Source organism: Methylotenera sp., from assembly GCF_013141425.1.
Taxonomy (GTDB): Bacteria; Pseudomonadota; Gammaproteobacteria; order Burkholderiales; family Methylophilaceae; genus Methylotenera.
The window spans coordinates 1-7,439 of the sequence record NZ_JABFRA010000059.1; the positions used below are offsets into that span (position 1 = coordinate 1).

The window sequence follows — 7,439 nt, forward strand, 5'->3', positions numbered from 1 at the left end:
AGGTAGTGGTGCCAATTCGAGTGGTATGGCTGAGGGCAATGGCGAAGGTGGCATTGGTCTAGGAGACGAAGGATTTTGGAATGAATATGGTAGTAAATTACAAATTATTTGTGAGCGCTTTAAACGTTATCCTCCAATAGCTGTCAGGCGCGGATGGCAAGGTACTGTAGAAGTGCTAGTTCATTTTTTTCCAGATGGTAAAACTATTCGTGTAACGATAGAAAAATCAGCGGGTCAAAGAGTATTAGATGACGAAGCGATTGTAATCATTCAGCAAGGATTAAAGGAGTTGCCTCTACCCGCAATCTATCAGGGGCGAGATGTTAAGTTGATCATGCCGATTGACTTTAAACTTGTGGAATAGCTGGAAATCATACCTATTCCGTGAATAGCATAAAACTGACACTCAAGCATTCAATTTAGTTAACACCTCAAACGTTGTGAATATTTAAACGTTAAAATCCGTGAAAAAAAATCAGTGTGTATTTTTGCTGTGTCAATAAATGCAAATAGCAAAGTTTATTTAGAATACGACGCGAATATTGCAATATTCGGGAATTTTTCCCAAGATGAAAATCGCATAACTCTATAATATACATACGTACCTACAAGTTCCCCAATATGAGCCTACAACTTAAACTAAATTTGATGATTACTGGCTTGTTGCTATTGTTATTAGGCGCAAGTGCTTTTTTTGTCATCAAGAATGCAAGTGAAGATGTGCGTGCTGAAGTAACGTCTACAGCCAATTTGGCGTTACATTTGTTGGATGCGGAGATTCTGCATTATTCCTCCGACTATGGTTGGATAAACAATACGGATGGCGCTTCAATTTTCAGGTTGAAAAATCTGGGTAATATCCGACATCTAAAAATTGAGTTTTATGATATTAACGGTAAATTGCGCGAATCAAATCAAACTAAAAGTCAATCGGCCGAAAATAAAGCGCCGCCAAAATGGTTTACCAATGCAATGGGATTAACAGGTGCTGGATTATCAAAGCAAACTCGAAATATTATTTTAAGTGGACGTTATGTAGGCGAGTTAGTCGTTACACCAGACCCCAGTTATGAAATTGCAGAAGTGTGGGACGACACGATAGGACTTTTAGGACTGGCGACGATATTCTTTGTTGGGATTAACATATTGGTTTATTTTGCAGTAAGGTACACATTTAAGCCTGTCGATCGAATCATCGACGCGCTTAAGCAAATGCAACTTGGCCAGTTTGGCAATCGATTGCCTGATTTTAAGCAAGTTGAATTGCAGGCAATCGGCCAAAAATTTAACGTGATGGCAGATACTTTGCAAAGGAGTACTCAAAATAATCATCGCCTAACCCAGCAGATTATTCGTTTACAAGAAGACGAACGTAAGAATTTGGCACGTGATATTCATGATGAAATTGGACAATATTTAACGGCCATTCATATGGATGCTAGCGCTATATTAAGCGGCAAAAAACTGTCGCAAGCTAAAGAAAGTGCTAGAGCGATAAGTAGTGTGACACGTCAAATGATGGACATGGTGCATGAGATTTTACAGCGACTGCGACCACGTGTGTTGGATGAACTTGGGTTAAGTTTGGCATTAGGTGAGTTGATTCATCATTGGCGGCAACGCAGTCGAAATGTCAGCGTAATTCAAAGTGTTGCTAAAGAATTAGGTATGTTAGACGAAGTGGTTTCTATAACAGCCTATCGTGTAGTGCAAGAGTGTTTAACCAATATTGCTAAACATGCCAATGCAAGGCGTGTGGTGATCAATGTAACGCAAGATGCGCAGTATATCCACATTAGAATTGAAGACGATGGTGTCGGTTTTGATCCGGCATCGGCAACCCACGGATATGGTTTGGCTGGGATGAGAGAACGTATTCAAGGTTTGCTTGGCGAGATGGAGATTGAATCAAGTGGAAATCAAGTCAGTAATCAACAGCATGCAGAGCCTCATGAAGGAACCCGAATTATGGTTAAATTGCCAAAAAATGTCGCTTCGACGACAAATTTTCTTAAGCGAGCAGCTTAAATGGTCACGGCAAAACTATTGCTCGTAGATGACCATGCAGTAGTAAGGTCTGGTTTACGTCGTTTACTTGAGTTAACAAAAGGCATCGAGGTGATTGCAGAAGCGGACTCAGGTGAGCAAGCTTATCAACAATATGGAGATTTGTTGCCAGATGTAGTCTTGATGGATTTATCGATGCCTGGAATGGGCGGCCTAGAATCTGCAAGGCGAATTATAAAACGGTTTCCCGCAGCTAAAATCATCATATTTTCCATGCATGAAACTGCTTCCTTTGCATCACAAGCATTAAAAGCTGGCGTTAAAGGCTATGTTGCTAAAACAGGCGCAGCTGAAGATTTAACGCGCGCAGTCACTGAAGTGGTAAAGGGCAAAACTTTTCTAAGTGATGTCATTGCCCAAAAAATTGCCTTACAAACGCTAACGGGAGATGACGACCCAATGCACCAGCTCTCAGCTAGAGAGTTTGAAGTTTTTAGATTGTTAGCAGAAGGTAAGAAGGTCGAAGAAGTGGCAGAGATGCTTAAAATCAGTCAAAAGACCGTCGCTAATTATTACACGATTATCAAACAAAAACTTGAGGTGTCTAGCCCAATCGAAATGGTTAGATTTGCTATGCGGCATGGACTCATTGAAAGCTAATTTAGCTTATTGACAAGGATGTTTACCGAAATATTTAAAGGAAGATTATGAAAAAAAAATTATTAACTGGGATTTTATTTGCACTTTCGGCATTTGTTTCATGTGAAAGCTTAGCTGGTTTTGATGAAGGGAAGGCCGCATTTGTCAGCCGTGATTTTGCAGCAGCACTCAAAGAATTCAAACCATTGGCGGAGTCCGGTGATAAACAATCACAGCATATTTTGGGCATGATGTATGACGAAGGGCAAGGTGTTAAGCAAGATTATACGCAAGCAGCCGCTTGGTATAAAAAGGCAGGCGCGCAAGGGCACCAGGATGCACAATACAATTTAGGCGTGATGTACGCACAAGCACAAGGCGTTGAACAAAATGATGTGGAATCATTTAAATGGTTTCAAAAAGCAGCGAGTCAAGGCCATATTTTGTCGCAATTTGCCTTAGGTAGACTCTATACATTAGGCCGTGGTGTAAAAGCCGATGGCAAACTGGCGAATGACTGGTATCGTAAAGCAGCAGAGCAGAATCACTACAAAGCACAGTTGGCGCTTGGTAAAAACTATTTGGACGGAAATGGCATAAAAAAAGATCTGAGCTTGGCTGAAAGCTGGATTCGAAAATCGGCTGAGCAAGGCCACCATAAAGCAGAATACGAGCTTGGTTTACTGTACTGTGATGGAATTGCCGTTAAAAAAGATGCAGTGGAAGCCTACATGTGGCTTGAACTAGCTGCTAAACAAGACCATGTTGGTGCGCAACAAGCAAGAGATGTGCTAGTTAAAACAATGAAGGCAGAAGATATTGCCAAAGGTAAGCTAGCTGCCAATAGCTGGCATGCCAAGTTACCAGCCAATTCTGCGCCAACGACGCATTAATTAAGTAGTTTAAAAAATAACCACGTGAATTTACTCACGTGGTTTAAAGGGAAATGCTAGTTATCTTTGGAGATTAACTAGTTGTTATCTTAACCATTTAAATAATAAGCTGTAAGGGAAAGCCTCATTGATTAGTTGGGATTTTTTCACAAATTAACATTTGGGTTAAATAACAAACTTTAAAAGTTACTCGACTGCTTTGATGCTATAAATAGTCCAGTGTTGTTTACCACCTGCCCGCGCTATTGAGCAGCCCAGCGGAGTAGCCACTGCGTTGGGAGGCAATACCTGTTTAGTATGATCCGCCGTCTGGACATCCATGAACCATCTGTCAATCCAAACTTGAAAAGTTTGTTTAGGATCTGTATTTTTGATTGAGATGAGTTTCCCGTCGCTAATTGAGCAGTCAGCCACATCTTCTTCTACAAATTTTATATTTGAAGCCTCATTGTTATTTGACGGCAACGATTCTTCTGCATAAGCAATATGCAAAGGTAACAGACAAGTTACAATTAAACACAATTTTCTTTTGATTCGCTTAGTAAAGCCTAAATTAAAATTGAATAAATTCATGATTTTTGTTCTCAATTTGCATTAAATTATGGGTGTTGAAATTAATGGCTTGCTTCGTTTCCTTGGCAATATTTTGCGCATTACGACTGATATGCTGAGATATATCATTAAGACTTTGTTTAACGGCTAATTTGCAATTATCAGCGATATATGCCTCACCATTATCTCGTTTAATATTGAGTAATTTTATTGCACTAATGTCAACATTTTGTGAGGCAGTTAATAGGATATTTGGGTTAATTGGTTGAGTAAATCGATATTCTGTTTCTCCGCCATAGGAATTTAGAATCATGGTATATAAGCCCGTTACTAAAGGTAATACACGATCGGCTTGATACTCAGGATTAAGGCTTAATGACAAGGCATCTAATGTTTGCTTATTTCTAATCGCATCAAATTTCCAGCCAAATGGCCCTTCAAATACCCATTGGACAAATTCTTCTTTACTGACTTTTGTACTTTTTTGCAGTTCATGTGGATTGCATTGGTACAGCGTTAACATTAAGTCACGTAGAGCGCTAGAATGTAAGGAAAATTCATCATTTGCAATGAATGATTTATGTTTAGCAGGCGAGGTAGTATTCGCTGTGTTTTCTGATTTCTTCGCTTCTGCTGCATATCCATTTTGCGAAATTAAACCCATTGAAGTGATGAGCATTAGAATTGCCATTTGACGAGTAACATCATACAACACAGAAAGTTGCATTCTAGCTAGCCTGTACTTTTTCAGAAAAATGTCGGTTAATTTCCGAGTTATCAAAATTACGCCATTGTTGTATGCTTTCTGCAAATGCGTTGGCTGGCATTTCACCTACAATCCCATCAATGACAACCTGATCTTTTAACGCGAGAACACACGGAATTTGAACGATATTAAAGAAAGCGGCAATTTCAGAATCTGTATCAGTATTTAGCATACCAAAGACGATATCTGGATTATTGTGAGCGGCCTGTTCAAATGTGTTGGTGAATTTTAAACATGGTTCACACCAGTCAGCCCAGAAATCAATAATAACAAAAGGGTTGCTTTCAATTACTTGTTTAAAATTTTCATGCTTAAGGGTAATGACTTTCATAATTTATCCTGAAAAATTGGTTTAAGCTTTTCTGCGCTTCCACCAAGTAAAGAAACCGTAAATGAGCAGGCCTAAGGGCAGTAATATTTGAAAGCCGATAAATACTGGCTTGTAGTTACTTTCAGATGTGAGGTTCAGATTGCCATCTTTTATTATAGTTGGCGGAATGGTGATTAAATGATCGTCACCAACCAGCCAGTTCACTATATTTAAGCCTAAGGCTAGATTGCCTCCATTAATAATAAAAGTGTTAGACAAAAAGTCTGCATTGCCTATCACCACGACACGCTGCCCTTTTTTGCCATATTTACGTTCAATAGCGAGTGCGATGTTAATTGGGCCAGCAACATCTTTTTTTGCATCAAAATTGATTGTTTTAATATCGCTTTCTGACCTAAATGGAGTCGTTTCTAGCCAGCCATTCGGAGCGACACGCACTAATTCTTGTACTTTCCAACCATTTTCGTAAGTGCCATGTGCAGAAATTTTTCTCGCTTCTGGAAATGAAGTGCGAATCCTGAAGTTCTCGGTCACTGGGTGATCTCCATATTGCACACCAAATGCAGTTTTAAGATTACCGCCGAATTCTACTGCGGATTTATCCACCACTAAGCCTTGAGCTACTTCTAAACCTATGTAAGTTGCAATCTCATCTAAACCACGCAGATTTTCATCATCCAATAGCCACAATAAATTACCGCCGGCATCAAGATAAGTTTTGATTTTTGCTACTTCTATTGCTGTGAAATTTGCTTTTGGACTAGCAATGACCAGCATTGCACCATTTTTTACCAGATTGGATTCTGTAATTAAATTAGGGTGAGATAACTTAAATCCTTTATCAAGCAATTGTTGGCCGAAAGTTCCAAAATCTTGACTATTATTCGAAGAGAAATCACGCTCACCATGACCATTTAACGCCATCACGGCTTGCTCATGTGTTCGAGTTAAGCGCATCAGTACATTGCTGACATCTTGTTCCGTATAGGGGGGAATGAGGTGCTCAGTTCGTTTTTGATACTCGATGACCAACTCACCACCTTTTGCTTTAATGCCAGCCTCCTGCGCAAGTTTAGGGTCCGTAGCCGAATTGATAAAATTTAACTGGATGTCTGATTTAGTGCGTTGGTAACGGCCAATGAAATTCTTAATGTTTTGGCGAAAGGCTTCATCATCTGGGGCAAAAGCAGTGATAGAAATTGCACCGTGCATTTGGTTTAGGATATTGACGCTTCCATCAGAAACGGAGTTGCGATTATCCTGCGTTACATCTTGTAAAATGTGAAATTTATAGGATGAAAATCCTAATAATGCGATGAGAACGAGAAAAAATAAAACAAATATAGGATGTTGAATCAATATTTGTAATTGAAGTTTTTTACTGGTAGTTATTTTGGTGTTCATGCTGTTATGCGCAGTTTTCTAAGATATTGATTAAGCACGCAAGCGTTCCGCTTCTAATCGACGCAAGGTGAGTATTAAGAAGGTGGCAGTAAAAAGCAGAAAAAAGCAAATGTTGGTAGAGTCGATAATACCTTGTGATAAGGGCTCAAAATGATTCATGAGCGACAGTTGGCGTAAAATCTGACTGAGTGGATTGTTAGAATCAGCAGCCACAAATTGGTCTAAAGCAAGTAAGGCAAATAGGGCAATAAAGCTCAGGAGCCCCGCTATGGCTGGTTGTGCGGTGATGCTTGAAAAATATAGCCCTAATGCAGAGAAACTAGCGATTAGTAACCATAGTCCGAGTACGTTAGAAAAAATAAAGCCATAGTCCAATTCTGTCCAATTGCTTAGTGTGAGTAGCATGGCGGTAATTAGCACAATAATAATTGTTAAAAATGTTACTAAACCTAGAAATTTACCTAATACAATCTCCGTCAACGAGATGGGTGCACTTAATAGGAAAGTTAAGGTTTGACTGCGTCGTTCTTCAGAAATTAAGCGCATCGAGAGGAGTGGTACGGCAAATAGCATGACAAATGAAGCTAGCCCAAACACACTTTGGCCAATGAACATCGTAACCCCAATGCGTCCATTGGTTTTAATGCTACCAGACATTATTCCATAGTATTGTGTAACAGCATTGATGAAGTAGGTGGCAAATGCAAATATTAGTACAGACAAAATCACCCACCCCATCGGCGAGGCAAACATACTTTTTAATTCTTTTCTTGCTACATTAATAATCATGGTGGAATCCTTAAGTCCTAATCCTTAGGCGGCCGTTTGTTCTGGCAGGGCTTGTTCT

Annotated in this window: 9 protein-coding genes; 4 read left to right on the forward strand and 5 right to left on the reverse strand. The window is 39.6% G+C overall.

Annotation, left to right across the window (positions count from 1 at the left end; translation table 11 throughout):
• The 4 genes from HOO90_RS05010 to HOO90_RS05025 form a co-directional block, all read left to right on the forward strand.
• Positions 1-364: energy transducer TonB (locus HOO90_RS05010; protein WP_292840231.1), on the forward strand; the 364-nt coding region annotated here is incomplete at its 5' end.
• Positions 365-621: 257 nt separating this feature from the next.
• Positions 622-2,028 carry a histidine kinase gene (locus tag HOO90_RS05015; protein ID WP_292840233.1) on the forward strand — a complete coding sequence of 469 codons (1,407 nt, stop codon included), beginning with the start codon at positions 622-624 and terminating at the stop codon, positions 2,026-2,028.
• Entirely contained in the window at positions 2,029-2,667 is a 639-nt protein-coding gene (locus HOO90_RS05020) for a response regulator transcription factor (protein WP_292840235.1), read from the forward strand.
• 47 nt (positions 2,668-2,714) lie between these two features.
• Positions 2,715-3,539, forward strand: a complete 825-nt coding sequence (locus HOO90_RS05025) for a tetratricopeptide repeat protein (protein WP_292840237.1) — start codon at positions 2,715-2,717, stop codon at positions 3,537-3,539.
• Between the two features lie 186 nt (positions 3,540-3,725).
• Here the strand turns inward: HOO90_RS05025 and HOO90_RS05030 are convergent, their stop codons facing one another.
• From HOO90_RS05030 to HOO90_RS05050, 5 genes are read right to left on the reverse strand one after another with little or no spacing between them, the layout of a single operon-like run.
• The gene (locus tag HOO90_RS05030; RefSeq protein ID WP_292840239.1) at positions 3,726-4,112 is read right to left on the reverse strand and encodes a hypothetical protein; all 387 of its coding nucleotides are present in this window, start codon (positions 4,110-4,112) and stop codon (positions 3,726-3,728) included.
• On the reverse strand, positions 4,093-4,818 hold the full coding sequence (locus HOO90_RS05035) for a hypothetical protein (RefSeq protein WP_292840241.1): 726 nt from the start codon (positions 4,816-4,818) through the stop codon (positions 4,093-4,095). The genes HOO90_RS05030 and HOO90_RS05035 overlap by 20 nt, the downstream gene beginning before the upstream one ends.
• Position 4,819: 1 nt before the next feature.
• Positions 4,820-5,188: a thioredoxin family protein gene (locus tag HOO90_RS05040; RefSeq protein ID WP_292840243.1), complete on the reverse strand. Its 369-nt coding sequence runs from the start codon at positions 5,186-5,188 to the stop codon at positions 4,820-4,822.
• Between the two features lie 21 nt (positions 5,189-5,209).
• Positions 5,210-6,592 (reverse strand): Gldg family protein, encoded by a 1,383-nt coding sequence (locus tag HOO90_RS05045; protein ID WP_366928743.1) that lies wholly within the window; start codon positions 6,590-6,592, stop codon positions 5,210-5,212.
• Between the two features lie 30 nt (positions 6,593-6,622).
• Positions 6,623-7,381 carry an ABC transporter permease subunit gene (locus tag HOO90_RS05050; RefSeq protein WP_292840245.1) on the reverse strand — a complete coding sequence of 253 codons (759 nt, stop codon included), beginning with the start codon at positions 7,379-7,381 and terminating at the stop codon, positions 6,623-6,625.
• Between the last annotated feature and the right edge of the window lie 58 nt (positions 7,382-7,439).

Bases quoted from the DNA above. Each gene is read 5' to 3' on its own strand.
- HOO90_RS05015 (WP_292840233.1), top strand. From the start codon at position 622: ATGAGCCTACAACTTAAACTAAATTTGATGATTACTGGCTTGTTGCTA.
- HOO90_RS05020 (WP_292840235.1), top strand. From the start codon at position 2,029: ATGGTCACGGCAAAACTATTGCTCGTAGATGACCATGCAGTAGTAAGG.
- HOO90_RS05025 (WP_292840237.1), top strand. From the start codon at position 2,715: ATGAAAAAAAAATTATTAACTGGGATTTTATTTGCACTTTCGGCATTT.
- HOO90_RS05030 (WP_292840239.1), bottom strand. From the start codon at position 4,112: ATGAATTTATTCAATTTTAATTTAGGCTTTACTAAGCGAATCAAAAGA.
- HOO90_RS05035 (WP_292840241.1), bottom strand. From the start codon at position 4,818: ATGCAACTTTCTGTGTTGTATGATGTTACTCGTCAAATGGCAATTCTA.
- HOO90_RS05040 (WP_292840243.1), bottom strand. From the start codon at position 5,188: ATGAAAGTCATTACCCTTAAGCATGAAAATTTTAAACAAGTAATTGAA.
- HOO90_RS05045 (WP_366928743.1), bottom strand. From the start codon at position 6,592: ATGAACACCAAAATAACTACCAGTAAAAAACTTCAATTACAAATATTG.
- HOO90_RS05050 (WP_292840245.1), bottom strand. From the start codon at position 7,381: ATGATTATTAATGTAGCAAGAAAAGAATTAAAAAGTATGTTTGCCTCG.